At 65.3% G+C, this 15,860-nt stretch carries 19 protein-coding genes; 8 read left to right on the forward strand and 11 right to left on the reverse strand.

Annotation, left to right across the window (positions count from 1 at the left end):
* Window positions 1-68 precede the first annotated feature (68 nt).
* From LWC34_RS21965 to LWC34_RS21995, 7 genes are all read right to left on the reverse strand, one after another.
* On the reverse strand, window positions 69-290 hold the full coding sequence (locus LWC34_RS21965) for a helix-turn-helix domain-containing protein (RefSeq protein WP_233727049.1): 222 nt from the start codon (window positions 288-290) through the stop codon (window positions 69-71).
* A gap of 860 nt (window positions 291-1,150) precedes the next feature.
* Window positions 1,151-2,524, reverse strand: a complete 1,374-nt coding sequence (locus LWC34_RS21970) for a DUF3987 domain-containing protein (protein WP_233727050.1) — start codon at window positions 2,522-2,524, stop codon at window positions 1,151-1,153.
* Window positions 2,525-2,551: 27 nt separating this feature from the next.
* Window positions 2,552-2,839, reverse strand: a complete 288-nt coding sequence (locus tag LWC34_RS21975) for a hypothetical protein (protein ID WP_233727051.1) — start codon at window positions 2,837-2,839, stop codon at window positions 2,552-2,554.
* 240 nt (window positions 2,840-3,079) lie between these two features.
* Window positions 3,080-3,391, reverse strand: a complete 312-nt coding sequence (locus LWC34_RS21980) for a hypothetical protein (RefSeq protein WP_233727052.1) — start codon at window positions 3,389-3,391, stop codon at window positions 3,080-3,082.
* Window positions 3,391-3,825 carry a hypothetical protein gene (locus LWC34_RS21985; RefSeq protein WP_233727053.1) on the reverse strand — a complete coding sequence of 145 codons (435 nt, stop codon included), beginning with the start codon at window positions 3,823-3,825 and terminating at the stop codon, window positions 3,391-3,393. Before LWC34_RS21985 ends, LWC34_RS21980 begins: the two co-directional genes overlap by 1 nt.
* 1 nt (window position 3,826) lies before the next feature.
* Complete coding sequence (locus LWC34_RS21990) at window positions 3,827-4,300, reverse strand: hypothetical protein (RefSeq protein WP_233727054.1); 474 nt, start codon at window positions 4,298-4,300, stop codon at window positions 3,827-3,829.
* 1 nt (window position 4,301) lies between these two features.
* Entirely contained in the window at window positions 4,302-4,577 is a 276-nt protein-coding gene (locus tag LWC34_RS21995; RefSeq protein ID WP_233727055.1) for a helix-turn-helix domain-containing protein, read from the reverse strand.
* Window positions 4,578-4,761: 184 nt separating this feature from the next.
* Between LWC34_RS21995 and LWC34_RS22000 the strand changes: the two genes are divergently transcribed.
* The 3 genes from LWC34_RS22000 (at window position 4,762) to LWC34_RS22010 (ending at window position 7,177) form a co-directional block, all read left to right on the forward strand.
* Window positions 4,762-5,142, forward strand: a complete 381-nt coding sequence (locus LWC34_RS22000; RefSeq protein WP_233727056.1) for a GntR family transcriptional regulator — start codon at window positions 4,762-4,764, stop codon at window positions 5,140-5,142.
* 245 nt (window positions 5,143-5,387) lie between these two features.
* Window positions 5,388-6,173 (forward strand): aminotransferase class IV family protein, encoded by a 786-nt coding sequence (locus LWC34_RS22005; RefSeq protein WP_233727057.1) that lies wholly within the window; start codon window positions 5,388-5,390, stop codon window positions 6,171-6,173.
* A gap of 59 nt (window positions 6,174-6,232) precedes the next feature.
* The gene (locus LWC34_RS22010) at window positions 6,233-7,177 is read left to right on the forward strand and encodes an SUMF1/EgtB/PvdO family nonheme iron enzyme (protein ID WP_233727058.1); all 945 of its coding nucleotides are present in this window, start codon (window positions 6,233-6,235) and stop codon (window positions 7,175-7,177) included.
* Window positions 7,178-7,186: 9 nt separating this feature from the next.
* Here the strand turns inward: LWC34_RS22010 and LWC34_RS22015 are convergent, their stop codons facing one another.
* A complete protein-coding gene (locus tag LWC34_RS22015; protein WP_233727059.1) occupies window positions 7,187-7,591 on the reverse strand; it encodes a permease in 405 nt (134 codons plus the stop codon).
* 467 nt (window positions 7,592-8,058) lie between these two features.
* Complete coding sequence (locus tag LWC34_RS22020; protein ID WP_233727060.1) at window positions 8,059-8,295, reverse strand: hypothetical protein; 237 nt, start codon at window positions 8,293-8,295, stop codon at window positions 8,059-8,061.
* A gap of 78 nt (window positions 8,296-8,373) precedes the next feature.
* Between LWC34_RS22020 and LWC34_RS22025 the strand changes: the two genes are divergently transcribed.
* Window positions 8,374-8,646, forward strand: a complete 273-nt coding sequence (locus LWC34_RS22025; protein WP_233727061.1) for a GntR family transcriptional regulator — start codon at window positions 8,374-8,376, stop codon at window positions 8,644-8,646.
* A 1,077-nt stretch (window positions 8,647-9,723) separates the two neighbouring features.
* On the opposite strand, the gene LWC34_RS22030 is transcribed toward LWC34_RS22025, so the two are convergent.
* Together LWC34_RS22030 and LWC34_RS22035 are read right to left on the reverse strand one after the other, a co-directional pair.
* On the reverse strand, window positions 9,724-10,308 hold the full coding sequence (locus LWC34_RS22030; protein ID WP_233727062.1) for a peroxidase family protein: 585 nt from the start codon (window positions 10,306-10,308) through the stop codon (window positions 9,724-9,726).
* Entirely contained in the window at window positions 10,250-10,591 is a 342-nt protein-coding gene (locus LWC34_RS22035; RefSeq protein WP_233727063.1) for a peroxidase family protein, read from the reverse strand. The genes LWC34_RS22030 and LWC34_RS22035 overlap by 59 nt, the downstream gene beginning before the upstream one ends.
* 1,223 nt (window positions 10,592-11,814) lie before the next feature.
* Between LWC34_RS22035 and LWC34_RS22040 the strand changes: the two genes are divergently transcribed.
* From LWC34_RS22040 to LWC34_RS22055, 4 genes are read left to right on the forward strand one after another with little or no spacing between them, the layout of a single operon-like run.
* Window positions 11,815-13,233, forward strand: coding sequence for a sugar transferase (locus LWC34_RS22040; RefSeq protein WP_233728813.1), 1,419 nt, complete (start codon window positions 11,815-11,817; stop codon window positions 13,231-13,233).
* Window positions 13,230-14,444, forward strand: a complete 1,215-nt coding sequence (locus LWC34_RS22045; RefSeq protein WP_233727064.1) for a class I SAM-dependent methyltransferase — start codon at window positions 13,230-13,232, stop codon at window positions 14,442-14,444. Before LWC34_RS22040 ends, LWC34_RS22045 begins: the two co-directional genes overlap by 4 nt.
* Entirely contained in the window at window positions 14,441-15,232 is a 792-nt protein-coding gene (locus LWC34_RS22050; RefSeq protein ID WP_233727065.1) for a glycosyltransferase family protein, read from the forward strand. The genes LWC34_RS22045 and LWC34_RS22050 overlap by 4 nt, the downstream gene beginning before the upstream one ends.
* Window positions 15,213-15,860: a PIG-L deacetylase family protein gene (locus LWC34_RS22055; RefSeq protein ID WP_233727066.1), complete on the forward strand. Its 648-nt coding sequence runs from the start codon at window positions 15,213-15,215 to the stop codon at window positions 15,858-15,860. The genes LWC34_RS22050 and LWC34_RS22055 overlap by 20 nt, the downstream gene beginning before the upstream one ends.

Raw genomic sequence — 15,860 nt, forward strand, 5'->3', positions numbered from 1 at the left:
GCCAATGGGGCAGGAAAACGGCCCTGAGAGCAGGCGTGCGACAGGACGCCCCGACCTAACCCAGGTGGTCACGCGGCTGCCCGCTGTTCGGACGCTTTGCGGGCGGTGTAGGCGGCCAGTGCCGCGAGGGGCACGCGCCGGAGCGTGCCGATCTTCACTGACTCGATCTCGCCCGACTTCAGCAGGGCGTACATCGTGGTCCGGCTGATGCTGAGTTGCCGGGCGGCGGCTGGAACGTCCAGCAGAAGCCGGGTGGCGCCGTTGGCCGGGCCGGTGTCGGTGCGGTTCATCTGACTGTCTCCGTGTGTCACGTCCCCTTGCGGGGCTGGAAAAGGGCAGGGGTATCCGTGGTGGTGTTGGCTCTCCCCCTCCGGCTACAGCCACAACCGGGAGGGCTGTAGCCGGAGGGGGCGGCGGGTCTAGGCCCTAGTGCCCTGGTCATCCGGGGTGCAGGGCTCTAGAGGCGCCTCTAGGTCTAGAGGGCAGAGGGTCTAGACCTAGACCCCCGTTGTCCCGCAGCTGCGGGGATGAGATGCCCCCTCCCGGCGCGGGGGCATCTCGTCTGCCTGGCTGCGTGCCGGGTGGCTGGTCGGCGACCCCCGGACGGGGTAGCGCCTGGTCGGTGGCGGTAGCGCGGGCGGTGAGCGTGGATGGCCTCCTGGGCGCGTGTCGGCCGGGGTGCGAGTGGAGGCGCTACCCGCTACCTGCGGATATACGGCCTGCTCAGGGCCGGTAGCCGGGGTAGCGGCACGGGTAGCGCAGCCGCTACCGGTAGCGCGCCAGCCGCTACCGGCCACTGGCCGACCGGCGTTCGTCCGGGTGGCTAGGGCGCGTGGCATCGTGACGAACTTGACGAACTTACGAACTTTGTCGTTGACCTGCGGTTTTGCCGGGACCAAAGTTCGTCGGTGACGAACTTTGGTCCGTGAGCCACCTCCGTCATGTCGTTGACCTGCGGTTGTGTCGGGAGAGCAAAGTTCGTCACCGACGAACTTTGGGGTGTGGATCGGGTTGAGCATCGGTCTGTCTCCTGTGTGGCTGACGAACTACGAACTTTGCTCTGACCTGCGGTTTTGTGGCGGCAAAGTTCGTAGGTAACGAACTTTGGTCCGGGTGTTCGCCCTGGTCGCGGGCAAAGTTCGTAAGTTCGTCAGGTCAGCCCGGCGGCGGTGTAGACCTCGGTTGACCTGCCGCCGCCGGGTCGGGGGCGTTCGTCGCGTGTGATCCGCCCGGCTGTGACGAGTTCGTCCAGCAACGCGTCCGGGTCGATCCCGTTTCGCTTGGCGTTGCCCCGGAAATGCCCGGCTGTGATGTCCTTTTTGGTCCGTCCCTCTGGCCCGGCGTCCGCGATGTAGGCGAACAGGCTGCGCAGTGCCGCGTTCGGGCGGATCACGGCCGTAGCGGACGCAATGGCGTAGCGAACCAGCGCGGCGGCGGCCGTGAGGTGATCCGGGCCGATCTGGTCCGTGCGGTCTAGCGCGGCGTAGATGGCCGCGATGCGCAGGCATTGCGGCGCCGCCCGGGAGATGAATTCGGTGATCTGGCTATCTTCCTCCTCGGGGTGGTCGGCGAATTCGAGGTAGATATGGCGCCATTGCGCGGTTCCGGCGTGGCTCAACCCGACCGGGCCGAACCGGGCGCCGTGTCGTAGCCGGTCGGCCAGGGATGCGCCGAGATCTACCAACAGGGCAGGGTCGGCAACCGTTGGGGTGTAAAGGAGTTTGGACTGTGCGACCGCGATTGGAAGGAACCGGTTGTAGGTGCCCCCGGCCATGTCGGACGCGGATACCTTGGCCTTGAACTCCTTGGGCGTGATGTGCGCCAGGATGCCGACGTGCGCCCGCCGGGCGACCCGGGCGTCCACGTTCAACGTGGACAGGTTCCCGCCCTCCCACGCGGCACGCAGCGTCGCGGAGAGCGTGTTGCCCTCCCGCTTCATCCGGGCCATCACCGACGCCCATTCCGGCTCGTACGCGAGCAGTCGGCAGTCCCCGTCCGGCAACAACCGCGCCCGGCCCGACTTCCCGCTGTCCGGATCGGTGGCGAACACGGCCGCCAAACCCTCCCCGCTGGACAATCCCGATTGGACGTTTGACGCTACGAATTCGTTGTCCGCGTGGGTAAGCAGTTCGATCGCCGCGTTATGCGCGGTGCCCTTCTTGCCACGTGCGGTCTGGCCGATCAGGATCGGCCAGACCAGCAACGGGTGGCGTTCGTAGCCGATTTGCAGGTGTGGCCCTGGCCCGAGGTGCACCCCGGCGGCGGCCAGTAGCGAGACCATGACGCCGATCGGGTCCGCTTCGGTGCCCGGGTCCAGCTGGGCGGCCAGCCGTCCGAGGTAGCAGTCGAACACCGCCGGGTCCGCCGGGGGCAGCCACAACCGGGCACGGGCTACCAGGTCGTCTGCCCGGGTCGCCAGGACATCCGCGTCCGCAGGCTCCGGTACCCGGACCGGGTACAGCCGCCGGGTACCGGTCGGGCCGGAACCGAGCAGGTTCGGCGGGGTGGTGTTGGCGTGAGTCACGGCGTGCCTCTTCCCTTGCCAGTGGTGTCAGTTGGTGAGCGCGGCCAGCACGCGCGGCGCGTGCCGCTGTGCGGCGGCCAGGTGCGCCCTCGCCACGGGCGGCAGGTTGCCGACGGCGCAGGCGGCAGTGAGCAGGGCGACCAGTTCGGGCACCCGGCACCTGGGGTCGGCGACGGTGGCGGTCACGAACGCCGCCAGCCGGGCGGGTCCGACACGGTCCCAGTCAGCAGGCGTGAACGGGCTGACGTACAGCACCGTGACCACGGTCGCCAGGTCCAGACTCGGCCCGGCGGGCGGGTTGATGAGGGTGTTCATGGCAGGCACAGCAGACCCTTTCGACGGGTTCGACAGGTGGGTTCGTGGGTGCCGAATCGGCACTACAAGCGGGGTGTAGACCCGGGTTCACGGGAACGCTGGGAACGGCCCGGGAACAGCGGAAACCCAGGTTCGTGAACGGGGCGTGGTGTGAGATGGGAGACCGGCCCGGCGGGCACGTTCATAAACGCCCGGGAGCGTCGGCGGGTCGGAACCGCCGGGCCGGTTGCTGAGCGGGGTTCAGGAACCCGGTTGGTCCTGCACGCCCGTGCGGTTCGCCCGGTCCGCGGCGGCAATGACGGTGGCCGCCGTGGTGATGCAGGCGTCCACGCGGCTTGTGTCGGCCGTGTCGGTGGTGTGCAGGGTGGCGCGTTCGGTGGCCAATGCCGGGCAGTCCCGGTACACCGTGACCAACAGGACCGTCAGGTCAGCGGCCACGCTGGGCAGGTCCGTGCCGCACCGGTCGCGCAGCTGCGCGAAGTCGGCAGGCGTGTACGGGCTGGCGTACAGCGCGGCCACCAACGGCGCCAACTCGAAGCGACGCAACGCCATCACGCCACCTCCGCCACTGCGCTACGGGCGGCCAGTTCGAGCCGCGCCGCCAGCAACCGGCACTGCCGCCGCCGGGCCGGAGTCGGCCACAGCCGCGCGGCTGCGCGTCGCTCGGTCGCACGGGCTGCGTGCTGGTCCAGCCACGCGGCATGTTCGATCTCGGCACTGCCGGTCCGGTCGTAAGCGGCCAAGACGGCGGCGGCGATGTCGTCCACGTCCATCTGGTCGTCCAGCGGCACCGGGGACAGGTTCAGTGCCATGGCCGCCTGGGCCGGGCTGACCACCGTGAGAATGGTCCACTGGGCCAGGTCCCCGGCCTGGATCGCCTGCGCGGCCTGGTCCATCTCGGCGCGATCGGCCGGCCGGAACACCTTCACCGTGCCGGGCTGGCAGGCCGGTGCGTAGCCGATTCGGGTGGTAAGGGTGCTGGTCATCTCAGGCCACCTCCGCCCCGGCCAGGGCGTCCGGTCCGGCGCCGACCACGATGTCCCGTCCGTCCGGGATCTGCCAGAGCAGCCGGTGATGGACCAGGTTGAACAACAGGTCGTAGCGCTTGCCGGTCGGCAACAGCCGCCGGTACTCCGGGTCCTTGGTGTAGTCGGTGCCGTTGGCCACGTTGTTCAGCGCGATCTGCCGGGCACGGGCGTCCAGGTTCTCGACCTGGGCCGGTCCGCCACCCAACCGAACACCCGCGACGCACGCCCAGGCGATCTCGGCAAGGGTCATCTGCCGGTGCAGGTCCACGCCGGACAGGTGCAGTGCCATCTTCAACGCGGACGCGCCCAGCGTGACCCGGGTGCCGTCAGCGGCACGGAACGTCACCCACGTGGAGCCCCGGCCCGGGTAGCGACGTTCGCAGTCCACGCGGTAGCTGATCTCGGCCGGTGCGGTTGCGGTGTATGTAGTCATCTCAGGCCACCCCCGCCGCGGTGTTGTTCACGTTGTCGGTGTCGTCGGCTGCGGGCGACTGGCCGCTGACCACATACGCCTGGTAGGCGGCCTCACCGCATTCGTTCAGGTAGACGTTGACCGACCGGCCCGGGATACGCAGCGTGCCCTTGCCGGTGCCGATCTTGTACGCGTCCATCGCGCCGGACTCGATCGCCCGGTAAATCGTGGCCGGGGAAACGTCCAGGGCTTCAGCCACTGCCTTGACCCGGTACACCCGGTTATCCTCGAACTGCATCGTTCACCGCTCCAAGGTTTCGATGTGCGCCCCGGCTGGTGCTGGAACACCGGTCGGGGCTTTCTGCTGTCTGTGTGAGATCTGCGATCTCGGCGACATGAGCAACGCTAGCCGAGAGAGACAAGAGAGTCAGCAGACTTGTCTGAGCGAGTTTCTTGACTGACTCTGCCGTAGGCTGGCGTTCATGCCGAAACTGGACCCGAGTAGCACGATCCCGCCGTACGTGCAGGTCACCGACGGGCTTCGCCGGGAGATTGCAAACGGTGTGTACGCACCTGGCGACAAGCTCCCTACCTATGACGCCGCCGCAGGGGAGTGGGGCGTGGCCGTAGGCACGATCAAGCGCGCTTACAGTGCCCTGCAACAGGAAGGGCTGATCTCGACACGTCACGGCACTGGTTCGTTCGTCCATCCCGACCTGGACCCGGACCAGATTGACGCCACGGCAGACCAGCTCGTCACGGTCCGGGCGACGGACCTCAAGGAAGCGTTGCGACTGCTGACCGAGATCAGCGATCGGCTTGCTGCGCTTGAGAAGCGTCTCCCAATCGTCTCGGAGGGTTGACTCACCAGGGGAGTGACCACTTTGGACGGCAGATTCGCCGCTGTGGCTTCCCAAGTTCCCGGTGTTGCTCATGTATCTAGATTGCGGCTTATCGCCGCCGGTGAGAACTGCCCTTTGCGTCCCTCGCCGCTGAACTTTCCCTGAACCAAGGCCCTGAACTTGTGCTGAACAACACCACTGAACTTTCACTGAACTTAGGGCCTGCCAAGGTTCAGCGAATCCCTAATGAGTGCGAAGCTGGGGGCATGGAACTTAACGGCGAGCCTGCCACGCTTGAGCAGATCAAGGCCCTAGCGCTGACCAACTTCGGGCATTTCACGTCGATGCTTGTGGAGGGGAAACGTGTCCGGGGTTTGTCCCTCCACATGGAACGGTTGGCCCGAGACTCTCGGCAGATTTTCAACGCAGAGCTGGACGTCGACCAGGTGCGGCACTACATCCGGCAAGCCCTTGTCGACGACGGCACTCAACCGGTCGTTGTGCGAGTAACCGTCTACGACCCGGCGCTTGACCTGGGCACGATCGGCACCGACGCCGCACCAAAGGTTCTCGTCACCACGCGGTCCGCCCCGCCGCAGGGGGAACCCAAACCATGGCGCCTACAGGCCGTCTCCTACCGCCGGGAAATTCCGGCGGTAAAGCACATCGGGTTGTTTGGCGCGCTCAGGCTCCGCCGGGTTGCCCAGCGAGACGGCTTCGACGACGTGCTGTTCCTGAACCCGGACGGGACAATCAGCGAGGTCGCTACCTCGAACATCGGGTTTGTCCGAGATGGACAGATCGTATGGCCCCGGGCGGAGTACCTTGCTGGCATCACGATGACGCTGCTTCACCAGGCACTGGATGAGCAGGTGGTTACCGAGCCACTGACTCCCGCCGACCTGGGCGATATGGACGCGGCGTTCGCGACGAACGCGGCGACGGGAGTCAGGTCGGTCATCGCCGTGGACGGACACCAGTGGCCCAGTGATCACAAGGTGGTGCGCGAGTTGCGCGAGCTGTACGCGGACATTCCTGCCGAACTCCTGTGACGGCCGTCAAGATCCAGCTACGCTCGCCCTCAGGAAGATCACAAGGGGAGAGCAGCGACGTGACGACAGTTCAACGCTGGTCTGGTGTCGAGGTGCGGGCACTGCGCGATGCAAAGCGGATGAGCATCCGCGAGTTTGCCGCGCACCTCGGTGTCAGTGAACGCATGATCTCGAAATGGGAGGCAGGACGCGAGAACATCACGCCACGGCCAGTCAATCAGGCCGCGTTGGACACGTGCCTGACGCGGTCGGACCCTGACACAAAGGCGCGTTTCGCCTATCTCACAGGCGATTCGTTGGTTCCCAAGGGCGATGATGTTGCGGCTTCAACGGAGCCAATAGGCGGCAGTCAGGTCCGCCACCCGGTAGACGGTCGCGCCATGGTCAAGGTGGATGGAAGCGTTTTCCTTTCCGGCCCGAGCAATGACCCCATGTGGCTGCCTTCGTTCTACGTAGACGTGCACCCGGTGACCAATGCCGAATACGCGCTGTTCGTTGCGGCAACCGGCAGGGAAGTACCCCGGCATTGGAAGAATGACGGCTTGTTTGCCGACGACGTTGCTGACCATCCGGTTGTGTTTGTCACCTGGACCGACGCGGCGGCGTACGCGGCCTGGGCCGGTAAGGACCTTCCCAGCAGTCAGCAGTGGGAAAAAGCCGCCCGTGGAACTCGGGGAGCGGTGTACCCATGGGGCGACCAGCCAACTCCGGCAAAGTGCAATGTACGTGAGAACGGCGTCGGCAGTACCACCCCGGGTGATCGCTATCAGAGCGGCGTAAGCCCATACGGTGTGTACGACATGTGCGGGAATGTCTGGGAGTGGTGTTCTACCGAGTCCCGGCCGGGGCGACGTGAGCTCAAAGGCGGCGCTTGGACCAGTCCATTCAATCGTGCTACGCCGTCTTCCTTCAACGACGCAGCCGAGAGCATGTGTGACGACGACACAGGCTTTCGGTGTGCCACGCCAGCCGAGACGCTCGAAACGCTGCTCACTCGCCAGTAGGTGAGAGGCTTACTGGCCGTCCGGCTGTTCGCCCTGGCTGATGATCGTATTCAGCAGGTTCACAATCTGCTGTTGTCCGGCGGCGGTAGCGTCCAGTTTGCCGCGCATCTCGGTGAAGCCGCGATCGACCTGGTCGAATCCTTGGTGCATCTCGCTGCGCACGTCGGCAAGGCCGTTGTCGATCCGCTGGCGGAGGTCGGTCAGGTCTTCGCGCATGGCGTTGAAGCTGGACGTGGTCGCCTGGCGAAAGTCCCGGATCTCCTCGCGAATCTCGGCCACGTCGCGGTCCGCTCCGCCTGCGAGCACGCGGGCGGCTGCCGCGTCCTGCTCGCTGTGGCGTACGCGGTCGGCCAGGTCCCGAATTTGGGTCTCCAGTGCGGCTACGCGTGCTTCCAGGTCGTCAGGCTGAGCCATGACCAGCAGCGTACGGGGTGCCGCCGCTGTGCTCCGGCCAGACGAACTTTGCTCTCCCGACAAAACCGCAGGTCAACGACATGACGGAGGGGGCTCACGGACCAAAGTTCGTCAGCTACGAACTTTGCCCCGGGCAAAACCGCAGGTCAAAGGCAAAGTTCGTAAGTTCGTCAAGTTCGTCACGATGCCACGCGCCCCCGCCACCCGGGCGAACGCCGGTCGGCCAGTGGCCGGAGGACGGCTGGAACAGGGGGGGGGGCAGTGGGGGCGCTCTGAGATGGCCGCAGAGCGTCTATCTCAACTCGCCCGGTGGATGGGACGTCTGGCGCTCAGCGTCCGTCAGCGGAAGCATTCTGCGTCCGGCCCGGGAATTGGCCGTGTCACGTCCCCCCTTGCCGGGTGTCTACCCCACTACCGCGCTGGTCACGGCCCATGTCGCGGGGGTCTACCCGAGTAGAGGGAGAGGGCTACCTGGCGTCGCCGGGGGAGCCCCGATCGGTGAAGTATTCGCCGAGCTCAAGCCAGACGTCGGCTGCGTGCCGTGCCGCGAGCGGTTCGGGCGCGCCGATCTCCTGAGTCCGGTCCCGCTGCTCGGTGTGCAGCAGCCAGGGCTTGTCAGCGTTCGGCGTGGCCGTGAGGTACCAGGTCTCGCCGTTGTGCGTGGTGCGGTACTTGTCCCTGCTCAGCGCTACCCATGTCGCCATGATGTGAGCGTACGTCACATGACGTCATGTGACGTAAAGCGTCATTTGTACTGGTCAGGTGGTGTCTACATTGAGTTGGTGGCATGGGAGGACAGGCGGGACCGCATTGATCGTGATGGGCCTGCCCTGGTGTGGCAGCAGATTGCCGACGACATCGCGGCCGATATCGAGTCCGGCGCGTTGCCGTCCGGTTCTCGCTTGCCGTCGGAGCAGGTGTTGGCGGATGACGTGTACGGCGTGAGCAGGCCGACCGTTCGCCGGGCTATCGCTGCCCTGGTCGAACGAAGTCTGCTCACGGTCGTGCACGGCCGGGGTACGTTCGTCACTTCGAGAACCGCTCAGAGCGAATGAGCCTCCTGCCGCAGTCCGCACACGCCTGAAACAGGGTCTCGGGCCGGGGGCTGTGGCAGGCACTCATTCCCCTCATTTCGCTCATTTGTGCAGGTCAGCCCGCATCATCCGCGAATGAAAAAACTCATTCGCTCGGGCTGAACTCATTCGCGAACTCATCCCGCCTTCATCCACCTGACTGTCTCCCCCTGCGGGCGAGATGCCCCCCGCTGGGGGCGTGGCCGGGCGGGGGCATCTCGTCCGTTGGCCGTCCGGGACCTCGTCTCAGTTCCCGTCTCAGTCCGGCCGCGTCCGAACCACCCCCTACTGTTCCAGCTGTCTCACTGACCAGGGCAAACGTACGGCTACAGACTGCCCCGAACGGCTATCCCGAGACCTGAAAAGCGGAAGGTCGACGGTTCGACCCCGTCCCTGGCCACGTCGATCAGGTCCCCTCTGCTCGCCGCTTCGCGGCTTCGCCGGGGGATCTCCTCCATGATGTTGGGGGGCCGAGCCCCCCAAACCCCCCACGGTGCGTGCTCCTTCTGACCCAGCGCTGGGTGCTTTTTTCTTGACTTGCACCGGGCGCTTCGCGCCCTCTTTTACTGATTGGCTATCCCACCTCCCGGTGGCCTTACCGGTTGGTCACCTTGCGCTGGCCTTCTTGGTTTGCCCGCCTTGGTCGCGGCCTCTAAGGCCATACCCACTTCGCGCTTGCCATTGCCCTGCCCAACCCCCGGAGCGAAGCGACGGGTTACGACGCGACAGCGCGTGTGTCCACCATTCCTTGTGGTGAGTTGAACGCGCGAGCGGCGCACGGCGGGTACCAGCGGGGCTGGTAGCGAGTCGAGCAGTTTGACTCACCGTGAAGGAATGGTGGACACACGCCGGCTCGCGGACAAAGAGAGATACCGTTCGGTGAATGTGCCGATCTTTGTGAGCCCTGGGGCCATTGGTATCTGACGGGTTTGCGGGTTGAGAACAGGTTCGGGTCTTGTTAGGGAACGGTCCGTTCTTCATTGGAGGGGATGTGGGGCGTGGGGCTTGGTGGGTTGGGATTTGGGTTGTTCGGAATGGGGTGTTCGCTCTTCTCGCTTTTTATCCGGTGGTTTCTGCTGTTTTGAGTGTTTTGCACGGGGTTTCGAGGTAGGGGCGCGGACCCTTGATTCGGACGAAGTCGGGTTCGCCCCTGTTTTCGCTACTTTTGGCGGTGCGATCGTTGGCGCGCTCGCTCTTCTTCTCAACCTCGCTGTTCGGCGGGAGTTGGGGGTCCGTGGGTTTTGGGGATGGGTGTTCTGGGTTGTCACCGTTGCTGTTCTTGTCGCGCCGGTTGTGGTACGCGTTGTAGCCCTCGGGCAGTCGGATGTAGTACCAAAGCGGGGTGTTCGCGTCGAAGCCGACGTTGAACTGGCGCAGCTCCGGGAAGCTGTCCTGGCCGAGGACAGGGATGCCCATCGCGCGAGCGATCGCCTGACCGGACGGCAGCGACCACGTGACGTGGCGCAGCAGGTTGCGTTGCGGCAACGCGGTCGGCGGGTCGCCGGTCGCGGTGGTCTGCAGCGGCAGGTTGAACAAGGCCGTCGAGATCCTTGTGTCGATCCGCTTGTTCGGACGCACCTGGCCGTCACCGAAATCGAAGAACGTCTGCCAACCGATGAACCGGCGCCGTGCGTCCACGGCCACGCAGGTCGACCGGATCCGACTGACCCTGTCCGGCTGGGTCGAAGATGAACTCGAAGAACGGGTTGCCGTTGTCGCCAGCGAGGTTCGCCCGGTAGGACGGGCGGACCATGCTGTGTCCGAAGCGGTACACCGCGCCCTGGAACTCCACTGGCATAAAGTGCTGGCCCGCGGCCGGCCGGTAGTGCCTTCGACCGTGCCGCAGGATGTCCTGCGTCAGGCCGTAACCGATGATCTGCGGCAGGAACTCGTTCACGACGATCCACTGGTAGTGCCACGTGACCACAAGTCCTAGGCATAGCGCACGTTCCCTGAGCGCCAGGAGAGCTCATGGCTTGGGGTAGGTCGTGGCGGTGTGTGTCCTGGGGCTCATGGGGGCAATGCCGCTGACTCAAGCATTCTGGCTGGTCGCAAGCGGCTCAGGGCCGATTGTCTGTGGCATTGGTGTCCACAATGGACGATTGATCGTCACATCAGTCTCACGCACCCCGCGCGATACTCCTGTTACCCGGGTTGGTGCCGTGAAGGTCACCTTCGCGGCGTCCAACGCGCCAAAGGTTCCCCTCGCGGACCGTGGCGGACCTGAATGAAGGCCACTGTGGACAGTCCCGTCCATCGGTGGCGCGGGTACGCCGTGCTTGCGGGCTGGGCCACTCGCGTTCCGCGCCTCTCAAGATCAACCTCGCGCCCCACGCCCGCAGGACACCGCTGAAGTGCGAGAGCTCTCTTAATTTAAGTCAGTGGCATCGCCCGTGCGGTGAGGGGTTTCAGGGCTCGCCGGGAGGTCACGTGTCCAAGGGCGGGGCCGCCGGTCCGCTTTGGCGGCTGCGGATGAAACCTCGGCCTCCGGCCCCCGTCATCCAGCCTAGCGAGGGCTACCGACAAGGCGGGGTTCCGCGAGATCCACATCGGAGGGTTGTCCACCGGGTCCGCGCGGCTGTGGAAGTGGGCACATGCGTGCTCCGACTTTGTCAACTTCGTGCTAGGTTTCGGGAAACGTTGCTGACCTGCGTCTATGCCTTTTTCTACGGCTTAAGGTATTCCTTTTGCGCATTGCGCTTGTGTTCACATTTGCCAGTTTGCTATCGGGTTCCGTGAATGTCGCTCGGTCGGGTGGTCGGCTTGTTCGATTGGGTGAAATAACCCGTGTGGGGGATTCGTGTGACGAGGCTCGTGTCGGCGAATGGTCTAGGGTCGTTCACCAGAACGGACGAGCGATCTCATGGTGTGTGACCACTTCGTTCGATGATGTTGGGCCGACCGGGTGATAGTTGCTGTCGGCGGTCACAGTGAGTGCCTTTTTCACGGTGACCCCCGTGGAATGGCTGACACGCGCCATTCGTAATGTTCTGCAGGCGGTAACGGTGTCCGAAGATGGAACGACTCCCATCGTGAGCGCGGGTCTGATCATCTTTTTCGCCGCTCCACCCATGGCTGAACACCAGGAGAGACTGCATGAGAGAACGGGCCGGGTCAGTGCGTCGTTTTCCTCCTGCCACCCAGCGGCATATGCCCGAATCGGCCCGGCCCATCCGTGCCGCCTGGGAATCTCGATATCAGCTCGCGGTCATCGGTGCGGATCTCGCGGTCATTCTCGGCGTGGTCATCACCGTCAACGCGATCATCGGCGCGGTCACCGCGCTGCACGCCAGCATCTTCGCGATGTTCACGCTCGCCGCGGTTTTCGTTGGCCTCAGCGGTGCCCGTGCCTGGAGCGTCGCGGCGCTCGGTGACGGCGCCGAGGAGTTCAGGCGCCTCTATCGGGGCTTGTTCACGGCCCTCGTGATCTTGGCGATCGGTGGGTACGCGCTCAGCCTCGAAGGCCTGCGCCCCTGGGTTTTCCTTGCCGTACCGGCAATGGCGATCATTGACTTCCCGGTCCGCTATCTCCTGCGCCGCGTGCTGCACAAGCGCCGCCAAGCAGGCCGTTGCCTCCTTCCTGTGCTCGCGGCCGGTGGGGTTGGCACGGTCAAGGACCTGATCGAGCGCACGCGCAAAGCGCCGCACCAAGGCTGGCGTGTCGAAGCGGTCTGTACGGCTGACGGTCTCGGTACGGGCCCCGACGGGCGCGTAGACGGCGTGCCGGTGGTCGGGCGCATTGAAGACGTTGCCGAGCAGGTGCAGCGCGGTGGTTACCGGATCGTCGCGGTGACGGCTGACGCGTACTGGACGCCAACGCGCCTGCAGCACCTGGCCTGGAAGCTGGAGAACACGTCCGCCGAGTTGGTCGTCGCGCCTGTGCTGATGGAGGTCGCGGGCCCAAGGCTGCATGTCACCGGTGTGCTCGGGATGCCGTTGCTCAAGTTGTCCGCGCCGGTCTTCACGGGTGCACGCCGTGTCGTCAAGGAGATCGTCGACCGTGTCGGTGGCGCGATCCTCGTTGGACTGTTGAGTCCGTTCCTCGCGGCTGTTGCCTTGGCCGTCAAACTTGGCGACGGCGGGTCGGTGTTCTACAAGCAGCGCCGGATCGGCAAAGACGGCAAAGCGTTCACGATGGTCAAGTTCCGCACGATGGTGCCGGACGCCCATTCCCAGCGTCTCGCGCTGCTGCATGTGAACGAGGCCGAGGGGCCGCTTTTCAAAATGCGCAAGGACCCCCGGGTGACCAAGATCGGTGCCGTTCTGCGCCGGTTCTCCATGGACGAGCTGCCTCAGCTTTTCAATGTCGTCGGCGGGCAGATGTCGCTGGTCGGGCCGCGGCCTCCGCTGCCTGAGGAGACCGAGCGCTACAGCTCAGACGCGCGACGTAGGCTGCTGGTCAAGCCGGGTCTCACCGGGTTGTGGCAGGTCAGCGGACGCAGTGACCTGCCGTGGGAAGAAGCCGTCCGGCTCGACCTGCGGTACGTCGAGGACTGGTCGCTCGCGTTGGACGCGCTGATCCTGTGGAAAACGGTTCGCGCCGTGTTGAAGGGCCAAGGAGCGTATTGATGATCTGCCGACTCTGCGGCTCGACTGAGCTTCAGAGCGTGGTCGACCTGGGAGCAACGCCGCCGTGCGAGCGGTTTCTCGCCGCCGCGCAGCTGGACGAGCCGGAGCCGACCTACCCGCTGCACCTGCGTGTCTGCACCACCTGCTGGCTCTCCCAGATTCCTCCGCTGATCACGCCGGAGGACACGTTCACCGAGTACGCGTACTTCTCGTCGTTCTCCACGTCGTGGGTCGAGCACGCCCGCAAATTCGTGGACAAGGCGATCGAGCGGACGAACCCGCAGTTCGTCGTCGAGGTCGCGAGCAACGACGGCTACCTGCTGCAACACGTCGTGGACAAGGGAATCCGGTGCCTCGGCATCGAGCCATCGGTCAATGTCGGTGAGGCGGCACGGGAAAAGGGCGTCCCGACCAAAACGGCGTTCCTGAACAAGGAAACCGGTGCCGCGGTCCGCGCCGAACACGGGCCTGCGGATCTCGTTGTCGCCAACAATGTCTACGCGCACATCCCGGACATCCAAGGTTTCACCGCGGGCCTGCGCGAACTGGTCAAGGACGACGGCTGGGTGTCCATCGAGGTCCAGCACCTGCTCAGCCTGGTCCGCTACAACCAGTACGACACGATCTACCACGAGCACTTCCAGTACTACACCGTCGCGTCAGCCCAGCGAGCGCTTGCTTCGCATGGCCTGCACGTGGTGGACGTCGAACTCCTGCCGACGCACGGCGGCTCGATCCGGATCTGGGCGCGCCCGGTACAAACCGAGCCAGGCAAGGCCGTCGGGTTCGTCCTCGAGGAAGAACGCAAGGCCGGATTGCACGACCTGTCCGGCTACCAGGACTTCGCGCGCAACGTGGACAGCGTGCGGCAGAACCTGCTGAGGTTCCTGCTCGGCGCGGCGGCCACCGGTAAAACGGTCGTCGGCTATGGCGCGCCTGGCAAGGGCAACACGTTGTTGAACCACTGTGGCGTCCGGCCGGACATCCTGAAGTACACAGTGGATCGCAATCCGTACAAGCACGGCAAGTTCACGCCCGGCACCAGGATCCCGATTCACGCCCCCGAGCGGATCGCCGAGGACAAACCGGACTATGTCCTTGTCCTGCCGTGGAATCTGCGCACGGAACTGACCGAGCAGCTGTCCTATGTGGGCGAGTGGGGCGGCAGGCTGGTGTTCCCGATCCCGACTTTGGAAGAGGTCAAGCCGTGAAGGTCGTGCTGTTCTGCGGCGGCTACGGAATGCGCATGCGCAACGGGATGGCCGACGACGTGCCGAAGCCGATGCAGATGGTCGGGCCGCGGCCGTTGCTGTGGCACGTGATGCGTTACTACGCCCACTTCGGCCACACCGAGTTCGTCCTGTGCCTCGGCTATGGCGCGCACCACATCAAGGACTTCTTCCTGACCTACCAGGAGACCGCGTCCAACGACTTCGTCCTGCGGGACGGCAAGGTCGAGCTGCTGTCCACGGACATCAGCGACTGGACGATCTCGTTCGTCAACACGGGTCAGGACTCGCCGATCGGCGAGCGCCTTCGCCGCGTGCGGCACCTGGTCGAAGGCGAGGAGATGTTCCTCGCCAACTACGCCGACGTGCTCACGGACGCGCCACTCGACGAGATCGTCAACCGGTTCAGTGTCAGCGACGCGGGCGCGTCGATGATGGTCGTGCCGCCGCAGTCGTCATTCCACTGTGTGGACATGGGCGAGGACGGCAGGGTCAGCGGGATCACACCGGTCAGCAACCTGCCGCTGTGGGAGAACGGCGGCTACTTCGTGTTGCGCCAGGACGTGTTCGACCACTTGCCTGCCGGTGGCGACCTGGTTCAGGACGCCTGCGGGGAACTGGCCAAGGAAGGGCGGCTGCTGGCCTACCCTTACCGTGGTTTCTGGCAGCCCGCCGACACGGTGAAGGAGCGGGCTGCTCTCGACGCCGCGTACGCACAGGGCGACCGGCCATGGATGTTGTGGGAGAACGATGCGGGCGCTCCGGCCTGATGGGATCGACCGTGTCGTGCTGCTCGGCGCGCACTGCGACGACATCGCGATCGGCGCTGGCGGGACGCTGCTGACCCTGTGCCAATCCCGGCCCGGTCTGCGGGTCGACGCGCTGGTGCTGAGCGGAGGCGACACGCCGAGAGAGGCCGAGGAGCACGCGGCGCTGCAGTCCTTCTGCCCTGACGCGGAGTTGAAGCTCACCGTCCTCGATCTGCCAGACGGCCGTTTTCCGGCCAACTGGGAGCGGGCCAAGCAGGCCGTCGAGGAACTGCGGGCACGCACCGAGCCGGATCTGGTGATCGGTCCGCACGCGCGTGACGCCCATCAGGACCACCGCACACTGGCCGAACTCGTGCCGACCGCGTTCCGTGACCACTTGACGCTCGGCTACGAGATCCTCAAGTGGGAGGGGGATTTGGGTGCCCCGACCGTGTACCAGCCCTTGCCGGATGAGGTCGCTGAGGCCAAGGTAGAGAAGTTGCTCCGGTACTACCCCACCCAGTCTGGGCGGTACTGGTTCGACCGTGAGACCTTCCTGGGGCTGGCGAGGGTTCGCGGCGTGCAGTGCCGGGCACGCTATGCCGAGGCGTTCTACCTGGACAAACTGATCGTTGGCTTGGAGGCATGA

Source organism: Kibdelosporangium philippinense (assembly GCF_021390435.2).
Lineage (GTDB): Bacteria > Actinomycetota > Actinomycetes > Mycobacteriales > Pseudonocardiaceae > Kibdelosporangium > Kibdelosporangium philippinense.

Bases quoted from the DNA above. Each gene is read 5' to 3' on its own strand.
- LWC34_RS21965 (WP_233727049.1), bottom strand. From the start codon at position 290: ATGAACCGCACCGACACCGGCCCGGCCAACGGCGCCACCCGGCTTCTG.
- LWC34_RS21975 (WP_233727051.1), bottom strand. From the start codon at position 2,839: ATGAACACCCTCATCAACCCGCCCGCCGGGCCGAGTCTGGACCTGGCG.
- LWC34_RS21980 (WP_233727052.1), bottom strand. From the start codon at position 3,391: ATGGCGTTGCGTCGCTTCGAGTTGGCGCCGTTGGTGGCCGCGCTGTAC.
- LWC34_RS21985 (WP_233727053.1), bottom strand. From the start codon at position 3,825: ATGACCAGCACCCTTACCACCCGAATCGGCTACGCACCGGCCTGCCAG.
- LWC34_RS21990 (WP_233727054.1), bottom strand. From the start codon at position 4,300: ATGACTACATACACCGCAACCGCACCGGCCGAGATCAGCTACCGCGTG.
- LWC34_RS21995 (WP_233727055.1), bottom strand. From the start codon at position 4,577: ATGCAGTTCGAGGATAACCGGGTGTACCGGGTCAAGGCAGTGGCTGAA.
- LWC34_RS22000 (WP_233727056.1), top strand. From the start codon at position 4,762: ATGCCGAAACTGGACCCGAGTAGCACGATCCCGCCGTACGTGCAGGTC.
- LWC34_RS22005 (WP_233727057.1), top strand. From the start codon at position 5,388: ATGGAACTTAACGGCGAGCCTGCCACGCTTGAGCAGATCAAGGCCCTA.
- LWC34_RS22015 (WP_233727059.1), bottom strand. From the start codon at position 7,591: ATGGCTCAGCCTGACGACCTGGAAGCACGCGTAGCCGCACTGGAGACC.
- LWC34_RS22020 (WP_233727060.1), bottom strand. From the start codon at position 8,295: ATGGCGACATGGGTAGCGCTGAGCAGGGACAAGTACCGCACCACGCAC.
- LWC34_RS22040 (WP_233728813.1), top strand. From the start codon at position 11,815: ATGCCCGAATCGGCCCGGCCCATCCGTGCCGCCTGGGAATCTCGATAT.
- LWC34_RS22055 (WP_233727066.1), top strand. From the start codon at position 15,213: ATGCGGGCGCTCCGGCCTGATGGGATCGACCGTGTCGTGCTGCTCGGC.